General features: G+C 60.1%; 13 protein-coding genes. 5 read left to right on the top strand and 8 right to left on the bottom strand.

Going from position 1 to position 16238, the window contains the following annotated elements; all coding sequences use genetic code 11:
- Positions 1 to 3: 3 nt before the first annotated feature.
- Positions 4 to 1905, top strand: coding sequence for a sigma 54-interacting transcriptional regulator (locus BLQ41_RS20890; protein ID WP_090183792.1), 1902 nt, complete (start codon positions 4 to 6; stop codon positions 1903 to 1905).
- A gap of 90 nt (positions 1906 to 1995) precedes the next feature.
- On the opposite strand, the gene BLQ41_RS20885 is transcribed toward BLQ41_RS20890, so the two are convergent.
- The 5 genes from BLQ41_RS20885 to BLQ41_RS20865 form a co-directional block, all read right to left on the bottom strand.
- The gene (locus tag BLQ41_RS20885; RefSeq protein WP_231997043.1) at positions 1996 to 3024 is read right to left on the bottom strand and encodes a chemotaxis protein CheB; all 1029 of its coding nucleotides are present in this window, start codon (positions 3022 to 3024) and stop codon (positions 1996 to 1998) included.
- A gap of 70 nt (positions 3025 to 3094) precedes the next feature.
- Positions 3095 to 4096 carry a cytochrome d ubiquinol oxidase subunit II gene (gene cydB / locus BLQ41_RS20880; protein WP_090183790.1) on the bottom strand — a complete coding sequence of 334 codons (1002 nt, stop codon included), beginning with the start codon at positions 4094 to 4096 and terminating at the stop codon, positions 3095 to 3097.
- A 12-nt stretch (positions 4097 to 4108) separates the two neighbouring features.
- Positions 4109 to 5485: a cytochrome ubiquinol oxidase subunit I gene (locus BLQ41_RS20875; protein WP_090183788.1), complete on the bottom strand. Its 1377-nt coding sequence runs from the start codon at positions 5483 to 5485 to the stop codon at positions 4109 to 4111.
- Between the two features lie 253 nt (positions 5486 to 5738).
- Positions 5739 to 6665 (bottom strand): Gfo/Idh/MocA family protein, encoded by a 927-nt coding sequence (locus tag BLQ41_RS20870; protein ID WP_090183786.1) that lies wholly within the window; start codon positions 6663 to 6665, stop codon positions 5739 to 5741.
- A 44-nt stretch (positions 6666 to 6709) separates the two neighbouring features.
- A complete protein-coding gene (locus BLQ41_RS20865) occupies positions 6710 to 7513 on the bottom strand; it encodes an AraC family transcriptional regulator (RefSeq protein ID WP_090183784.1) in 804 nt (267 codons plus the stop codon).
- Between the two features lie 251 nt (positions 7514 to 7764).
- Here BLQ41_RS20865 and BLQ41_RS20860 point away from each other — a divergent pair, with 251 nt between their 5' ends.
- The 4 genes from BLQ41_RS20860 to BLQ41_RS20845 all read left to right on the top strand — a co-directional run bounded on the left by BLQ41_RS20860 (position 7765) and on the right by BLQ41_RS20845 (position 11869).
- Complete coding sequence (locus BLQ41_RS20860) at positions 7765 to 8691, top strand: 4-hydroxyproline epimerase (RefSeq protein WP_090188711.1); 927 nt, start codon at positions 7765 to 7767, stop codon at positions 8689 to 8691.
- Positions 8692 to 8751: 60 nt separating this feature from the next.
- The gene (locus BLQ41_RS20855) at positions 8752 to 9699 is read left to right on the top strand and encodes a dihydrodipicolinate synthase family protein (RefSeq protein WP_090183783.1); all 948 of its coding nucleotides are present in this window, start codon (positions 8752 to 8754) and stop codon (positions 9697 to 9699) included.
- A 42-nt stretch (positions 9700 to 9741) separates the two neighbouring features.
- Positions 9742 to 11079, top strand: coding sequence for an NAD(P)/FAD-dependent oxidoreductase (locus BLQ41_RS20850; protein ID WP_090183781.1), 1338 nt, complete (start codon positions 9742 to 9744; stop codon positions 11077 to 11079).
- Positions 11080 to 11221: 142 nt separating this feature from the next.
- Positions 11222 to 11869: an MliC family protein gene (locus BLQ41_RS20845; protein WP_090183779.1), complete on the top strand. Its 648-nt coding sequence runs from the start codon at positions 11222 to 11224 to the stop codon at positions 11867 to 11869.
- Positions 11870 to 11879: 10 nt separating this feature from the next.
- Here the strand turns inward: BLQ41_RS20845 and ppk2 are convergent, their stop codons facing one another.
- The 3 genes from ppk2 to BLQ41_RS20830 are packed head-to-tail and all read right to left on the bottom strand — an operon-like array spanning position 11880 to position 16236.
- Positions 11880 to 12701: a polyphosphate kinase 2 gene (gene ppk2, locus BLQ41_RS20840; protein WP_090183778.1), complete on the bottom strand. Its 822-nt coding sequence runs from the start codon at positions 12699 to 12701 to the stop codon at positions 11880 to 11882.
- 55 nt (positions 12702 to 12756) lie between these two features.
- Complete coding sequence (locus tag BLQ41_RS20835; RefSeq protein ID WP_090183776.1) at positions 12757 to 14421, bottom strand: fatty acid--CoA ligase; 1665 nt, start codon at positions 14419 to 14421, stop codon at positions 12757 to 12759.
- Positions 14422 to 14457: 36 nt separating this feature from the next.
- Positions 14458 to 16236, bottom strand: a complete 1779-nt coding sequence (locus BLQ41_RS20830) for an acyl-CoA dehydrogenase C-terminal domain-containing protein (RefSeq protein ID WP_090183774.1) — start codon at positions 16234 to 16236, stop codon at positions 14458 to 14460.
- Positions 16237 to 16238 lie beyond the last annotated feature (2 nt).

Genomic DNA, 16238 nt, shown 5'->3' with positions numbered 1-16238 from the left:
ATCATGAACGAAGCAGACTCCCTCAGCGGCTGGGCCGACCTGGCGTACTCGTCACGGCACATGGTGTTCGAGCATTGCGCCGAGGCCATCGTGCTGCTCAATCCGTTTTCCGATCGACTGGGCGACTTGAACATCGCGGCCTGCAAGTTGCTCGGCTACCCGCGCCAGGAGTTGCTGGAGCTGCCGGTAAGCAAGTTGTTCGGCCATCAACTCGCGGACCTGATCGTGTTTACCCAAGCGGTGATGGACAAAGGTCGCGGCTGGACCGAAGAGCTGAGCTGCAACTGCAAGACCGGCGAGCGTATCGAGCTGGCCATTTCCGCCACGACCTTGCCGATCAAGGGTGAACAGCACCTTATTCTGGTGCTGCGCGAGCTGAGCCATGAGAAATACCAGCGCGACCAGGCTCATACCGAACGCACCATGCGCGGCGGGCTGATCGAATGGCGCAACATTCTCAACCTGTTCCAGGAGACCGAGCGCGACAATCAACTGCTGCTCAGTTCGGTAGGCGATGGCATCTACAGCATCAACAGCGAAGGTCTGGCCACCTTCGTCAACCCGGCCGGGGCGCGCATGCTGGGTTGGGAACCGCAGGACATGATCGGCAAGAACATCCACCGCATCCACCACCACACCCACGCCAACGGCAACCATTACCCGGTGGAAGACTGCCCGATCTACAAGGCGGTGCGTGACGGCGTGGTCCATGAGGGGCGCCAGGAAGTATTCTGGCGGCGCGATGGCAGTTCGTTTCCGGTGGAGTTCACCAGCACGCCGGTGATATCGGACGGCCGGATCGTGGGTGCCGTCGTAGTGTTCCGCGACATCACCGAGCGACGCAGCACCGAAACCCAGCTGCAAAATGCGCTCGATGAACTAAAGGTGCTCAAAGAACGGCTGGAGGAGCAGAACGCCTACTTGCAGGAAGAGATTCATATCGAACACAACTATCGCGAGATCGTCGGTCAGAGCGAACCGATCCTGAAAATTATCAAGCAGATCGACGTGGTCGCCCCCACCGATGCCAGTGTGCTGATCAATGGTGAATCTGGCACCGGCAAGGAGCTGATCGCCCGCGCGATCCATCAGGCCAGCCGCCGCAACGCCAGTCCGCTGATCCGGGTCAACTGCGCGGCGATTCCGACCGAACTGTTTGAAAGCGAGTTCTTCGGGCATATCCGCGGCGCCTTTACCGGCGCAGTCCGCGACCGGGTCGGCCGCTTCGAACTGGCCGATGGCGGCACGCTGTTTCTCGACGAAATCGGCGAAATCCCGCTAGAGCTGCAAAGCAAACTGCTGCGGGTGTTGCAGGAGGGCCAGTTCGAGCGGGTCGGAGAAGAACGCACCCGCAAAGTTGATGTGCGGATCATCGCCGCGACCAACCGCGACCTGCGCCAGGAAGTCGCGGCGAAACATTTTCGTGAAGACCTGTATTTCCGCCTCAACGTTTTCCCGATCCAGTCGCCGGCACTGCGTGAACGTCCGATGGATATTGCACCGCTGGCGGCGCACTTTCTCAAACAGACCGGCAAACGCCTGAACATGCCCGGGCGGCGCCTGCGCAACACCGATATCGAACGGCTGCAACGTTACTCCTGGCCGGGGAATATCCGTGAACTGCAAAACGTCATCGAACGCGCCTTGATCACCTCCAACGGCGCCGACTTGAACCTCGACCTGCCCGATGAACCTGGTCTCAACGTCATCCAACAGCCCTCTCCCTCGTCCGTGATCATGACGGACGCGCAGATTCGCGAGCTCGAGCGCAACAACATGCAGGCTGCGCTCAAAGCCACCGACGGCAAACTGTTTGGCAAAGGGGGGGCCGCCGAACTGCTGGGCCTCAAACCCACGACATTGGCTTCGAGGTTCAAACGGCTGGAAATCAGGCCGGAGGACTGATCGAAACGGTCCTCGCAGCCCGTTACTCAAGTCGCCTGGCCTTGAAGATCGTATCCGGGATCAGGCCAGAAATTGAAAGCGCTACCAACGCTATTTATCGTCATCGTGACCAAAGAACTTGGGATCGAGCACCAGTGCGCGCAGTGGCTTCAGGCGTTTTTCGGCGAGATCCGCTTGTCGAGTGCATTCAGTGGCGTCATTAGCCGCGCCAACAACCGCCGCCTGTTCCGCCATTTGCCGCAGCAGCAGGATCCTTTCCTCCACCGCCCTCAATGTGCCCCACAGTCCTGTGTCGATGGCTTCGTTGACCTCGCAAATCAAGGACTTCATCGAAAAGGCATGACCCGTGTGGCAGCGAAATCTGACGATGGTGCCTTCTTCGATTTGCACCAGTACGCCGTGGCAATCAGGACAGGTGAATTGGGAGACCTTACCTAATTCCATGACACCTGCTTCAAGACCGTTGCCTTTCAAGGAGATAACGCTCTCGATCACATGACGGGTTTTTACCTCGTGTGTCGGCTGATCAGCTATAGGCGTGCCGACCGCTTTGGCGAGCGCTGTGGCGAGCACTGACGTCGGGCCGACAAGATCGATGTCGACATGCGCAATTGCACTGTCGGGCATTGAGCTCAGCATGGCTTCGCCAGGGTCCTGAACATAGGTCAAGCCACCGCGATCCTTGATCGCCCACATCCCTGCGGTGCCGTCATCCAATGCGCCGGACAGGATGACGCCAATGACCCGAGCGCCGTAATTGACCGCGGCTGAGCGGAACAGCACATCAACAGCGGGCCGAGCACGACACTCCTTCGGCCCACGCGTCAGGCGTATCCCGTCCTCCGTGATCATCAGATGTCGATCCGCAATGGCGACATAGACCATACCCGCTTCAATCCGCTGTCCCTCCTGGGCCGCCACGACCCGCATGCTCGTCACCCTCGCGAGAATGCTATGCAGGACGCTCGGCTCGTGAGCGGGGATATGCAGTACGACAAGAAAGGCCGCAGGCAGGTCGGCGGGTAGATTTTCAAACAAGGCGATCAGCGCCTGAACGCCACCTGCCGACGTACCGATCACGACAATGTTTCGCACACCTGCATCAAGTTCATCAGTCACAAGGCGCCTCCTGTTGAAATTGAGTCCGTCGAGGCAGTCACCTCAAGGACGAGACTGGCGTACCTGCCAGTCAGTCATGATTCACCCGAACCTTCCCGCTAAAGACGCTGAAGCCGTAAGTGTTGTAGATGAGCGTTACCGGGATCAGAACCGCGAAGCCGACCAGCATGAACATTTGGCTGTTGGGACCGGAGGCCGCAGCCTGCAGCGTCAGCTGCGGCGGTACGATCATTGGAAAGAGCACCCCGATCATCAAGGCAAACGCCAGTACGAATACGCCCAATGCGCCGATCAGTGGCAGAGACTGACGACGGCTTCGAAAGCCAAGAGCAAAGCCGATCAGCAACGTCATCAACAGGATGACCGCCGGCATCCACACACGCCATTGTGCAAGCCGTTGTGCATAGCGAGTGTCCAGTGTCGCGGTCCAGGCAACCAACACGATCAACAGCGCCACGGTCACCAGGCCCAGTATCTTGGCCTGCAGAGCGGATCGCCGCTGCAGTTCGCCGACCGTGCGCCAATAAAGCCAGCAAGCCCCTAACCAGGTGTAACCCACCACGAGCACTGCGCCACAAAACAGTGGAAACACGTTGAGCCATTCAACGCCATTTCCGTTGTACTGCCCGGCGTTATTCGGCACACCTTGGACCAGCGTCCCCAACACGATTCCCTGTGTTGCGCCGGCAAGCAGCGAACCGCACAACAATAAGCCATCCACTGCGCGCTTGATGGCGTCGGTAGGCGCGTAATCACGAAATTCCAATGCAACCGCTCGAAGAATCAACGCCAGGAACATCAAGATAAAAGGCAGATAAAGGGCCGGCAACAGGATGGCGTAGGCCAATGGAAACAGCGCCAGGAGGCCGCCACCGCCGAGCACGAGCCACGTTTCATTGGCATCCCAGATCGGCAGGATCGTCACGGCCATGGCCCGGCGATCCTCGCCGCAACGGGTCAGCCCCATCAGCACCCCGACGCCCAGATCAGTGCCATCGAGCAGCACATAATTCATCACCGAGAACGCCAGCGCCGCAGCAGAAAGCAGGACAATCCAATCAGTGTCCAACATGGATTCAACTCCTCAGGACTGTCCCGTCTCGTCCGCCAGCGTCGGTTGCGGCCCGGCCTCATCCTTGTGCGGTGGCTCGTGCAATATTCGCAATAGCACCCAAAGGCCAATGCCGAAGATCAGCAGGTAAAACACCAGGATCGTCCAGGTTGAGCCGATCACCTGCTCGCGCGACACCGATGACAGACTGTCGGCTGTGCGCAGCAAGCCATAGACAGTAAAAGGCTGGCGGCCGACTTCGGTCACCACCCAGCCACACAACATCGCGAGGAATCCCGCGGGGGCCATGAACACACAGCCTCGCAGCATCCAGCGCGCGGTGTACAACCGCTGTCGCCATCGCAGCACCAGGCTGGTCAGCCCTTGCACCACCATCAACAGCCCTAAACCGACCATGAAGCGAAACGCGAAAAACACGCTCGGCACGGGTGGAATGTTTTCGGGAGGGAATTCATCGAGCGCGGCGATGGTGCCGCTCAGGTCATGCCGCAAGTACAAAGAGGCCACGCGTGGAATCGCCACTTCCCAATGGTTGCGTCGTTCGGCCATGTCGGGAATGGCAAACAGACGCAACGGTTCCCCTGCGCCTTGCGGCGGACGTGTCCATGAGCCTTCGATGGCCGCGATCTTCTGTGGCTGGAACTTGAGGCTGTGCTGACCGTGTAAATCACCCACGACGATTTGCACCGGCGCCAGCACCACGATCAGCCACAGCGCCATTGAGAATTGAAGGCGTGTTCGCGGGTTCTGCGGCGAGCGCAGGAGTTGCCACGCGCTGACCCCGGCCACCAGGGTTGCCGTGCCTAGAAATGCCGCCAGCGTCATGTGGGCCAGACGATACGGAAACGACGGATTGAATATGATCGCCCACCAATTCTCGGCGATAAAACGACCATCAGCGCCAATGGCGTAACCGGCGGGTGTCTGCATCCAGGAATTGGCGGAAAGAATCCAGAACGCGCTGATCAACGAGCCGAGGGCAACCGCGCAGGTGGCGAAAAAATGCAGACGAGGACCGACCTTCTTCAGGCCGAATAGCATGATGCCCAGGAAGCCTGCCTCCAGAAAAAAGGCAGCCTGTACTTCGTAGAACATCAAAGGGCCAAGGATATCGCCAGCCTGGGTCGACAGTCGCGACCAGTTGAGCCCGAACTGGTACTCCAGAATCAGGCCCGACGCCGTCCCGACCGCCACGTTGAGGGCGAACACCTTGAGCCAGTAAAGGTAGACATCCAGATAGATTTGTCGGCCGCGCCACAGCCACAACCCTTCCAGCACCATCAGAAAATTGGCCAGCCCTATCGTGAGCGCGGCCAGGACGATATGAAAACTGATGGTGATCGCAAACTGGCTACGCGCTGCCATCAATGCCGAATCGATAGCACTCATGTGCTAAGGCTCTTGGCATTGCGCGCTGGATGGGTTTTTGACCGTCTGAGCGGGAATAGACATAGGACTGTTCCGCGAACGTGATGGACGGTTGACTCTCTTGGCAATAAAACATTCCAACTGAATCGATCCGTCTCAGGGTGCCCATCACGTAGACATCGCGGGCGTCTTTCAAGGTGTCGTCGCCGTTGCCAGAGCATGACCGGCCACGCAGACCGGTCGGTGTGACATCGACACTACCCCTCGGCGACCGTTAATCGTAAAACGGCTCGACCGACGCTCGACTGCCGACAAAAAAGCTGTCGGCCACCAGGCGCAGCGGTTGCAGGTCCAGGTCGCTGGCTTTATCGCCTATCAGCTGTTGAAAATGTCGATACACCGCGGCGTACTCGCCCTCCTCCGATACGGCTTGAGGCACGCCGTCGATGCTCAACAATGCGCCACCGTTGTCCAGGCGCAAGGTGCCTTCGGTGCAGCGAATCTCGATACTCCAGAGTTCCTCATGGCCGTGGTCGAAATCGAACTCCGCACGGACATCGAGGTGGCGTGCGTCAGACATCTTGATGGACGCGGCAATCGGCGACTGGCAATTACTCGGGACGCGCAGTTCGGCAGACTCGACAAACAGCGGCAGTGCCAGCAGATGGGTTGCTATCGACAAGGCATTGATGCCGGGATCGAAGACACCGAGGCCGCCGGGTTGCCAGATCCATGCCTGGCCTGGGTGCCACTTGCGCACGTCTTCCTTCCAGTCGATCTGTACGCTTTGCAGGGTGCGGGTCGCCAGCCAGTCACGGGCGGCTTCGATGCCGGGCGCATAACGTGAATGCCAGGCGAACAATCCGCTGACGCCCTGCTCCTGCGCCTGACTCACCAGCGCCATCGCTTCGCCCAGCGTGGCGCACGGCGGTTTTTCTACCAGCACGTGCTTGCCGGCAGCCAATGCTTGTTGCACCAGAGCAAATCGACCTTGCGGTGGAGTGCAAAAGGCAATCGCATCGACTGGCGGGCCATTTTCAAGCAGCTCGGACAAGGAGCGGAAATTCTCGACCCCGGCGCAGGGTTGTCCTTGGGTTGCGACAGACACCAACTGGAACGCGGGGTTGGCGTTGATGGCGGGAACGTGTTGGTCCTGGGCAATCTTGCCGTAGCCCACCAGACCGAGACGGATCGGTTGCATCAATGACTCCTGATTTTTCTTATAGGGGACGCGGATTGGGAAGATTACGTTTGTACAGCGGCGAAGTCATTGCTGACGTGCCGGGTTGCCTGCCGATACTGGCGCGGCGTGAAGCCAGTGGATGCCTTGAACTGACGGGTGAACGCGCTGTGATCGGTGTAGCCGCACTGCAAGGCCACGTCGGTAATGGGTAGATCGGTGTGCAACAGACGATGCGCGTGTTCCAGACGAACCTTTTGGATCATCTGCCGTGGTGTCAGGTGGAACACTCGCTTGCAGTATCTTTCCAGTTGCGCCACTGAAATGCCGGCGATGCGCGTGAGTTCGCCCAAGGTGACACGGCGATTGAAGTGCGCGCGGATGTATTGATCGACCGCGGCCAGTCGCTGGTACGCCGGGTGGGTATCGCTGGCGGATTGCAGGTCGACCGAAATTCCTGCCAAGCCAATGATTTCGCCGATGCGGTTATATAACGGTTGTTTATGCGTCAGGCACCAACCGGGCTCCCGACTGCCGTACAAGTGCAACTCCAACTGGTCTTCAAGGACCAAGCCTTGCTCGAGTACCCGACGATCCTGTTCGGTATAACCAGGCCCCAATTGTGCCGGAAACACCTCGGCGCTGGTTTTCCCCAGCAACGGTTGCAACTGCTTCAATCCACAGCGCTGGACCAGCGTGCGGTTGGCCATGACATAGCGCGCCTGACGGTCCTTGATAAAGATCGCGGCATTGGGGATCACATCCAGCATCGGTAACAGAAACGCCACGCCCGCCAGCAATTCATCGAGGGTGTCGGGACGATTCAGATCGCTTCCCTGGCACAGGATCGCTAAGGCGTTGTGCGTCATGAATCCTGTTCTCCCTCTCTCTGGATAGACAAAAGCCTTCGCTGCCCAGATTGACCCAAGGCGGGAGCCGTGTCGAGGTGCCAGCGAAGTGACCGCATCGAGCACGCGCATTGTGCCGATTTCGTCATCCGTGCCCACGCAAAACATCAATCGCAAACGCCCTGACACGCTCACGCTGTGGCCATTGCATGCACACCTGCCGATTTAACAACTCACAAAAAGGCGACGCTATGTCAGGCGAAGGCACGTCCATGAAACGCATCCACGTCATTGATTCCCACACCGGCGGCGAACCGACTCGCCTGGTGATGAAAGGCTTTGCGCAACTGCCCGGCCAGACCATGGCCGAGAAGCGTGATGCCCTGCGCGACCAGCATGATCAATGGCGTCGAGCCTGCCTGCTGGAACCCCGTGGCAACGATGTGCTGGTCGGCGCCTTGTATTGTGAACCGGTCTCGCCGGATGCCACGTGTGGCGTGATCTTCTTCAACAACGCCGGCTACCTCGGCATGTGCGGTCACGGCACCATTGGCCTGGTGAACTCATTGCACTACCTGGGCCACATTGCGCCCGGTGTGCACAAGATCGATACGCCGGTCGGTCCGGTCGACGCCACGCTGCATGAAGACGGCACGGTGACCTTGCGCAACGTGCCCGCCTACCGCCACCGCCAGCAGGTCCCGGTCGATGTTCCCGGATACGGCCGCGTGTTCGGCGACATCGCCTGGGGTGGCAACTGGTTCTACCTGGTGTCCGACCACGGCCAGGTGCTGCATATGGACAATGTCGAAGCCCTCACCGAATACACCTGGGCGATGCTCAAGGCGCTGGAGGCCCAAGGTATCCATGGTGAAGGCGGCGCGCTGATCGACCATGTCGAACTGTTCGCCGACGACGAGCACGCGGACAGCCGCAACTTCGTCATGTGCCCCGGCAAAGCCTACGACCGCTCGGCCTGCGGCACCGGCACCAGCGCCAAACTGGCGTGCCTGGCCGCCGATGGAAAACTCGCCGCCGGCGAGCGCTGGGTCCAGGCCAGCATCACCGGCAGCCAATTCGTCGGCAGTTACGAATGGGAAGGCGAGCGCATCCGCCCGTTCATTACCGGCCAAGCGTTCATGACTGCCGACAGCACACTGCTGATCGACGAACAGGATCCCTTCGCGTGGGGCATTTGAGCGACCACGCGGCACTTCACCTTCCCGTCATTTGAATAAACGCGTCAAGGAGCTGAACAAATGAGCGATAGCATTTTCACTGGCTGCATTCCTGCGCTGATGACCCCCTGCACCGCCGCACGTAAACCGGATTTTGATGCGTTGGTGGCCAAGGGGCGCGAGCTGGTTGATATCGGCATGAGTGCGGTGGTGTATTGCGGGTCCATGGGGGATTGGCCGCTGCTGACCGAAGCAGAGCGCCAGGAAGGCGTGGCACGTCTGGTCGCCGCAGGCGTTCCGACAATTGTCGGCACCGGCGCCGTCAACAGTCGCGAAGCGATTTCCCACGCGGCCCATGCCGCCAGCGTCGGCGCCCATGGCCTGATGGTGATCCCCCGCGTTCTCTCCCGTGGCGCCTCGCCCGCCGCGCAAAAAGCACATTTTTCGGCCATTTTGCAGGCGGCACCGCAGTTGCCGTCAGTGATCTACAACAGCCCTTACTATGGGTTTTCCACCCGCGCAGACCTGTTCTTCGAGTTGCGCCGCGAACACTCGAACCTGATCGGCTTCAAGGAGTTTGGTGGTGCTGCCGACCTGCGTTACGCCGCCGAGAACATCACCTCCGCGGACGATAACGTCACCCTGATGGTCGGTGTCGACACCCAAGTGGTCCATGGTTTCGTTAATTGCAACGCCACCGGAGCGATCACTGGCATCGGCAATGCGCTACCGCGTGAAGTGCTGCAACTGGTGGCACTGAGCAAGCAAGCGGCCAAGGGCGATGCCAAGGCCCGCCGCCTGGCTACCGAACTGGAATCGGCGCTGGCCGTGCTGTCGTCCTTCGACGAGGGCTGCGACCTGGTGCTCTATTACAAGCACCTGATGGTGCTCAATGGCGACAAGGAATACACCCTGCATTTCAACGAAACCGATGTGTTGAGCGATGCCCAACGGCATTACGCCGAGAACCAGTACGCGTTGTTCCGCCAGTGGTACAAGCACTGGTCGGCAGAACACAACGTCGCCTGAATTCACCCTGACCGTGCCCACCCTCATCGCCAGGAAGACGCCATGACTGTGACAGGCCAAATATTGAGCGGTGAGCACGCCAACACTGCTCGCCACGAAGCCTTTCGGGCGAGCGGCCCCGCCATCGACACCCCGGACATTGCCGTGGTCGGCGCCGGCATCATCGGCGTCGCCTGCGCCCTTCGGCTGGCGCGCCAAGGTCTGCGAGTGGTGGTCATCGACCAGCAAGACCCTGGCCGGGGCGCCTCGTTTGGCAATGCCGGGCACCTGGCGACCGAACAGGTGTTCCCCATCGCCGACCTGTCCATCCTCAAACGCCTGCCCGGCATGCTCATGGACCCGATGGGCCCGCTGCGCCTGGACTGGAGATACCTGCCGCGTGCCCTGCCCTGGTTCACCCGCCTGCTGCTAAACCTGCGTGCGGCGCCTTTCCAACGGACCGTGTCCGGCCTGCGCGCCCTCAACGAAAGCAGCCTTGGCGCCTGGCACCGATTGCTCAAGGACATTGCCCGCCCCGATCTGCTGCGCCAGGATGGTTCCTTGCTGGTGTTCGAACGCCCTGAATCGCGTCAGGCCATCGAAGCGCTGCAGGCGCGGATGCAGCATCAAGAGGTGCCGGTCGACTACTGGACCGCCACGACGGTGCGCGACACGGCGCCGCAACTCAGCGAACGCATGCAGGGCGGCCTGTTTTTTCCGCAAACGGGTCATTTTCTCGACCCCTACCGGGTTGTCTGCGAACTGGTAGAGGCCGCGAAAACCAGCGGCGTGCATTTCCTCAAGCAACAGGTCCTGAGCGCCCATCTCCAGGCGGACGGCGTGTCGCTGATCACCGATCAAGGCCCTCTGACGGCACGCAGGGTACTGATCGCCTGCGGCGCCCACTCGGCAAAACTGACGGCAGTGTTGACCGGCAAGCAGGTGCCGCTGGACACCGAGCGCGGGTATCACCTGATGTTGCCCTATGAGCAGGAGCGGTTGCCTTTCGCCGTCACCTCGCTGGAGCGCAAATTCATCATGACCCCGATGGCTGATGGACTGAGACTGGCAGGCACCGTCGAGTTCGCCGGCCTCGAACGGCCGGCGGCCATGGAGCGCGCCTGGCAATTGCACCGGTTGAGTGCAGGCCTGTTCACGCGGGACTTGAATGCGCAGGCGGCCTCGCCCTGGATGGGATTTCGCCCCTCCTTGCCTGACTCCCTGCCGATCATCGACCGGGTGTGCGACGGCAAGGTGCTGCTGGCTTTCGGTCACCAGCACCTTGGGCTGACGCAGGCGGCGGTGACCGCCGAACTGATCGCGCAAATCGCCTTGCCTGCGACGGTTCCCCCTTCCCATGGGTTGCCGGCCATTGAACCCTACAGGCTGGATCGATTCTGAAAAAACACCCGCTGGCGCGCGGGGGTGGCAAGTTTCGAGCACTGACTTACACTGCGATACACCTTATGCAAACGAATGACTAATCAACGGAAGAGGTCCTACGGCAATCCGCGCATCACGCAATGTTTCGGGTGAAGCCAACATGAAAACGGTCGCGACCCTTTTCACCTGCCTGCTCGCTGCCAGCTTGTGCGCGGCGACGAGCACCTGTGCCAACGCGGCGTCCTTCAAAACCAGTTTCGATTGCGCCACGGCAAAGGCAACCGTCGAAAAGCTGATCTGTCGCGACCCGCTACTGGCGCAGATGGACGTTGAACTGATGCGTCTTTATCACCTGGCGCTCACGGATGAGCGTTCGGTACCACCGCCAGACAACGTCATCATCGACCAGCAGTTCTGGGTCGATATACGCAATCGGTGTGCCTCCGACCCTGTGCCCAAAACGTGCGTCATCCGCAGTTATGCCGAGCGCGCGTACCAGTTGCGCCAGGGTTCGGCCATTGTGCGGACCAAGGACCCGGACAGACTGACCGAAGGCCCCGTGGCATTTCGATGTACCGGGATGAACGTGTTGATCGCCGCCACCTACTTCATCACCCAGCCCGGTGCCGTGTACCTGAAATGGGCAAACGCCTCGATCACCCTGAACCAGGTGCAGAGTGATGTGGGCACCCGTTACATCGGCAAGGATGCGCTGGGGAGCTACAGCTTCTGGCAAACCGACAATACCGCTGTTTTCCAGAAGCCTGGCTCAGTGGCGATGAGTTGTACGGCCGAACCGGCCGGCTGATTGCACACCCTTAGAACTTCTCGGGCACGTGCCTCAATGGATGATCCGGCTCGCGATACTTACCGGGTTTTTGCCGTTGGGGCAGCGTCACTTTTTCTCGCGGCACCTGCTTGTAAGGGATGCGGCTGAGCAAGTCGGTAATGATGTTCAGACGAGCTCGGCGCTTGTCGTTGGAGTTGGCCACCAGCCAGGGGGCGTGTTCGGTGTCGCTGGCTTTGAACATGTCGTCCCGGGCACGCGAATAGTCGTACCAACGGCTGTATGACTTCAGGTCCATGGGCGTCAGCTTCCAGATTTTGCGTCCGTCCTTGATGCGCTCTTCGAGCCGACGGGTCTGCTCCTCGGGACTGACTTCCAGCCAATACTTGAGCAGGATCACCCCCGAATCGACGATCGCGCGCTCCACCAGGGGGATTGCCTTGAGGAAACCTTCAACCTGCTCCTTGGTGCAAAATCCCATCACTCGCTCGACGCCGGCGCGGTTGTACCAACTGCGGTCGAAAATCACTACTTCGCCGGCCGCGGGCAGATGCGGCAGGTAACGTTGCACATACATCTGGCTTTTTTCGCGGTCGGTCGGTGCAGGCAACGCCACCACCCGAAAGATGCGCGGGCTGACCCGTTCGGTCAGCGCCTTGATCGTCCCGCCCTTGCCGGCGCCATCGCGGCCCTCGAAGACAATACAAACCTTGATGCCTTTGTGCTGCACCCATTCCTGCAGCTTCACGACTTCGACGTGCAGTCGGCGCAGTTCACTCAGGTACTCCTTGTTAGTCATCTTCGGGCGTTCGTCGGCATTACTTTTTTTGCTGCTCTTCTTTTCCTTTGCCATGTCCAAGACCTCACGCGAGTAAGTCACTGACCTGAACGCATGAGTCTAGTCCAGATCAGCCAATATCCAGCGCCTGCTGGCTCAGCTCGAGTTCACGGATCAAGCGCTTGTTGATTTTCCCGACACTGGTTTTGGGAATATCGGCCACGACCCTGATCTGCTTGGGAATCGCCCACTTGTTGATATGCCCACGCTCAACGTACTGATGCAGATGCGCCACCAGCATGTCCGCAGTAATGCACTCTCCCGCCGCACACACCACCAGCGCCATTGGCCGTTCACCCCATTGCGAGTCTGGAATGCCGACGACCGCCACCGAGGTCACGGCGGGATGCTCGCTGAGAAGGTTTTCCAGTTCCAGTGAGCTGACCCACTCCCCGCCGGTTTTGATGACGTCCTTGATCCGGTCCTTGATCTCGATCACGCCCAAGGCATCGATAGAGGCAATGTCGCCGGTATGCATCCAGCCCTGTTCCCATAGTTGCGCACCCTGGTCCGGATCCTTTAGGTAGCCTTGTGTCAGCCAGGGGGCCCGCACCACGATTTCTCCCAATGCCTCGCCATCCTGAGGCGCCTCATTGCCGTTGGCATCGATGATTTTCAGGTCGACCATCGGCACCGCCACGCCGGTCTTGATGCGAGCCGCTACTTGCGCTTGCGCTGGCTGTTCAAGCTCCACGTCACGCAGGTGGGTCACGCACAGTAACGGACAGGTTTCCGACATCCCGTAACCGCTATGGACACGTATGCCCCGCGCTGTGGCCTGGGACGCCAGCCCTTGGGTCAAGGCGCTGCCGCCCAAGAGCATTTTCCAGCCGTTGAAGTCGGTCCGGGTCGCTTCGTCGCACCCGAGGATCATTTGCAGGATCGTGGGCACGCAATGGGAAAAACTGACCTTTTCTTCGCGGAACAGCCTGACCAGTAGATTGGGCTCGTAGCGCCCCGGATAAACCTGCTTGATGCCCATCAGCGTTGCGACATAAGGCACGCCCCAGGCATGCACATGAAACATCAGCGTGATGGGCATGTAGACATCGTCGGAACGCAACAGCGGCGCGCCTTGGTACACCCCTAACGTGCCGACTGCATTGAGCGTATGCAGCACCAATTGGCGGTGACTGAAGTAAACGCCCTTGGGATTTCCGGTGGTGCCAGTGGTGTAGAAGAGCGTCGCCACCGAGTGTTCATCGAAGTCCGGGAATTCGAAGTGCGGCTCAGCCTGCGCCAACAGATCCTCGTATTCCCCCAGCACCGGTAGCGTGGTCGCTGGCGCATCGGCGTCGCTGAGCTGAAGGTAGCCTTTGACCGTCGTCAGCTGATCATGAATCCGCTCCATCAATGGCAGGAAATCATCATGAACCAGCACCAGGTCATCCTCGGCATGGTTCATGGTGTAGAGAATCTGCTCGTCCGAAAGGCGGATATTGACCGTATGCAATACCGCGCCCAGCATCGGCACGGCAAAAAAACACTCCAGGTACCGATGGCTGTCCCAATCGAGCAGCGCCACCGTATCCCCGGCCTTGACGCCCGCCTGGGTCAGCGCATTGGCCAATTGCTGGATGCGCTGATTCAGCGTTCGGTAGCTGTAGCGCAGCTTGTCCGCGTAGACGATCTCCTGATCGGGCGAATAGCGCGCCCCCGAGAGCAGCAGGCTCTTGATCAGCAACGGATAGGCGTAGGCGCCTGGCGCGGGAGCGATTATTTTTGTCGTTACCACTGTGAGGTCTTCCTGAGCTGTTGAGTGGCGGTCACGTCAGAATTGCGTTGCATCGAGCAGGTAAAGCGAATCGCTGCCCGCCTTGACCGACGCCGCCAATGACTGGACGCGTGGCAACAGGCGTGCGAAATAGAAACGCGCGGTGCCCATTTTGCTGGCGTAAAAATCGTCCTGCGCCTCCTTGCCAATCGCGGCCTTGGCCATTCGCGCCCACATGTAGGCATAAGCGGTGTAGCCAAAGGCATGCAGGTACTCGACTGACGCCGCGCCGATTTCGTTGGGGTCGGATTTGCAGCGGTCCAGCACCCAGGCGGTCAATTCGTCGAGATTATCCAGGGCCGCATTGAGCGGCTGGGTGAAAGGCGCGAGGTCCGCACAGGCGTTTGCGGTGAAGTGGCGAATCTCGTCGGCAAACAGCTTGTAGAGCGCCCCGCCACTGCCGACGATCTTGCGTCCGACGAGGTCCAGCGCTTGAATGCCGTTGGTGCCTTCGTAGATCTGGGTGATCCGCACATCGCGCACCAGTTGTTCCTGGCCCCACTCGCGGATGTAACCGTGGCCGCCGAAGATCTGTTGGCCGTGAATCGTGGTTTCCAGCCCCAGGTCGGTCAGGAACGCCTTGGCCACCGGCGTCAGCAACGCCACCAGCGCCTCGGCGCGTTTGCGCTTGTCCGGGTTGTCACTGAACTTGGCGGTGTCGAGTTGCATCGCCACGTACGTGGAGAACGCACGGCCGCCTTCATTGCAGGCTTTCATGGTCAGCAGCATGCGCCGCACGTCCGGGTGGACGATGATCGGATCGGCCACCTTGTCACTGGCTTGCGGGCCGCTCGGCGAACGACTTTGCAAACGGTCACGGGCGTAGGCCAGCGCATTTTGATAAGAACGCTCAGCGGTGGCCAACCCCTGAATACCAACGCCCAGACGCTCGTAGTTCATCATGGTGAACATCGCCGCCAGGCCCTTGTTCGGCGCATCGACGATCCAGCCCGTGGCGCCGTCGAAATTCATCACGCAGGTGGCCGAGGCCTTGATCCCCATCTTGTGTTCAATGGAGCCACAGGACAGTGCGTTTTTCTGGCCGAGGCTGCCATCGGCGTTGACCATGACTTTGGGCACCAGGAACAACGAAATGCCCTTGGGACCTGCGGGCGCGTCGGGCAGCCTGGCCAGGACCAGGTGGATGATGTTCTCAGTCAGGTCATGCTCACCGCCGGTGATGAAAATCTTGGTACCGCTGACCTTGTAGCAACCGTCGGCCTGAGGTTCGGCCTTGGTGCGGATCAGTCCAAGATCGGTGCCCGCATGCGGCTCGGTCAGGCACATCGACCCGGTCCAGAGGCCGGCGTACAGGTTGGGCAAGTACGTGGCTTTCAGTTCGTCGCTGGCGTGGGTGTTGATCGCCAGGCAGGCGCCGGCGGTCAACATCGGGTACAGGCCGAACGACAGGTTGGCGCCATTGACCATCTCCTCGACTTGAGCGCCGATCACCTTGGGCATGCCCATGCCGCCATAGACTGGATCACCGCCCACGCCAACCCAGCCGCCTTCGGCAAAGGCCCGATAAGCAGCGCCGAAACCCGTTGGGGTCCTCACCTCCCCATCGCTCCAGGAACAGCCCTGTTCGTCGCCGCTGCGATTGAGCGGTGCGATCAGCTCGGCGCTGATCTTGCCCGCTTCCTCAAGGACCGCATTGGCGGTGTCTTCATCCACCACGTCGGCCAGGCCCGGCATGGCGGGCCACAATCGGGAAACGTTGAACACTTCGTTGAGTACGAAACGCATGTCACGCAAGGGTGCTTTGTAATCAGACATGA

This window comes from Pseudomonas arsenicoxydans (assembly GCF_900103875.1).
Lineage (GTDB): Bacteria > Pseudomonadota > Gammaproteobacteria > Pseudomonadales > Pseudomonadaceae > Aquipseudomonas > Aquipseudomonas arsenicoxydans.
The sequence above is the reverse complement of the archived record's forward strand: the minus strand, read 5'-3'. Positions and strand labels throughout refer to the sequence as shown.

Bases quoted from the DNA above. Each gene is read 5' to 3' on its own strand.
- BLQ41_RS20890 (WP_090183792.1), top strand. From the start codon at position 4: ATGAACGAAGCAGACTCCCTCAGCGGCTGGGCCGACCTGGCGTACTCG.
- cydB (WP_090183790.1), bottom strand. From the start codon at position 4,096: ATGTTGGACACTGATTGGATTGTCCTGCTTTCTGCTGCGGCGCTGGCG.
- BLQ41_RS20875 (WP_090183788.1), bottom strand. From the start codon at position 5,485: ATGAGTGCTATCGATTCGGCATTGATGGCAGCGCGTAGCCAGTTTGCG.
- BLQ41_RS20870 (WP_090183786.1), bottom strand. From the start codon at position 6,665: ATGCAACCGATCCGTCTCGGTCTGGTGGGCTACGGCAAGATTGCCCAG.
- BLQ41_RS20865 (WP_090183784.1), bottom strand. From the start codon at position 7,513: ATGACGCACAACGCCTTAGCGATCCTGTGCCAGGGAAGCGATCTGAAT.
- BLQ41_RS20860 (WP_090188711.1), top strand. From the start codon at position 7,765: ATGAAACGCATCCACGTCATTGATTCCCACACCGGCGGCGAACCGACT.
- BLQ41_RS20855 (WP_090183783.1), top strand. From the start codon at position 8,752: ATGAGCGATAGCATTTTCACTGGCTGCATTCCTGCGCTGATGACCCCC.
- BLQ41_RS20850 (WP_090183781.1), top strand. From the start codon at position 9,742: ATGACTGTGACAGGCCAAATATTGAGCGGTGAGCACGCCAACACTGCT.
- BLQ41_RS20845 (WP_090183779.1), top strand. From the start codon at position 11,222: ATGAAAACGGTCGCGACCCTTTTCACCTGCCTGCTCGCTGCCAGCTTG.
- ppk2 (WP_090183778.1), bottom strand. From the start codon at position 12,701: ATGGCAAAGGAAAAGAAGAGCAGCAAAAAAAGTAATGCCGACGAACGC.
- BLQ41_RS20830 (WP_090183774.1), bottom strand. From the start codon at position 16,236: ATGTCTGATTACAAAGCACCCTTGCGTGACATGCGTTTCGTACTCAAC.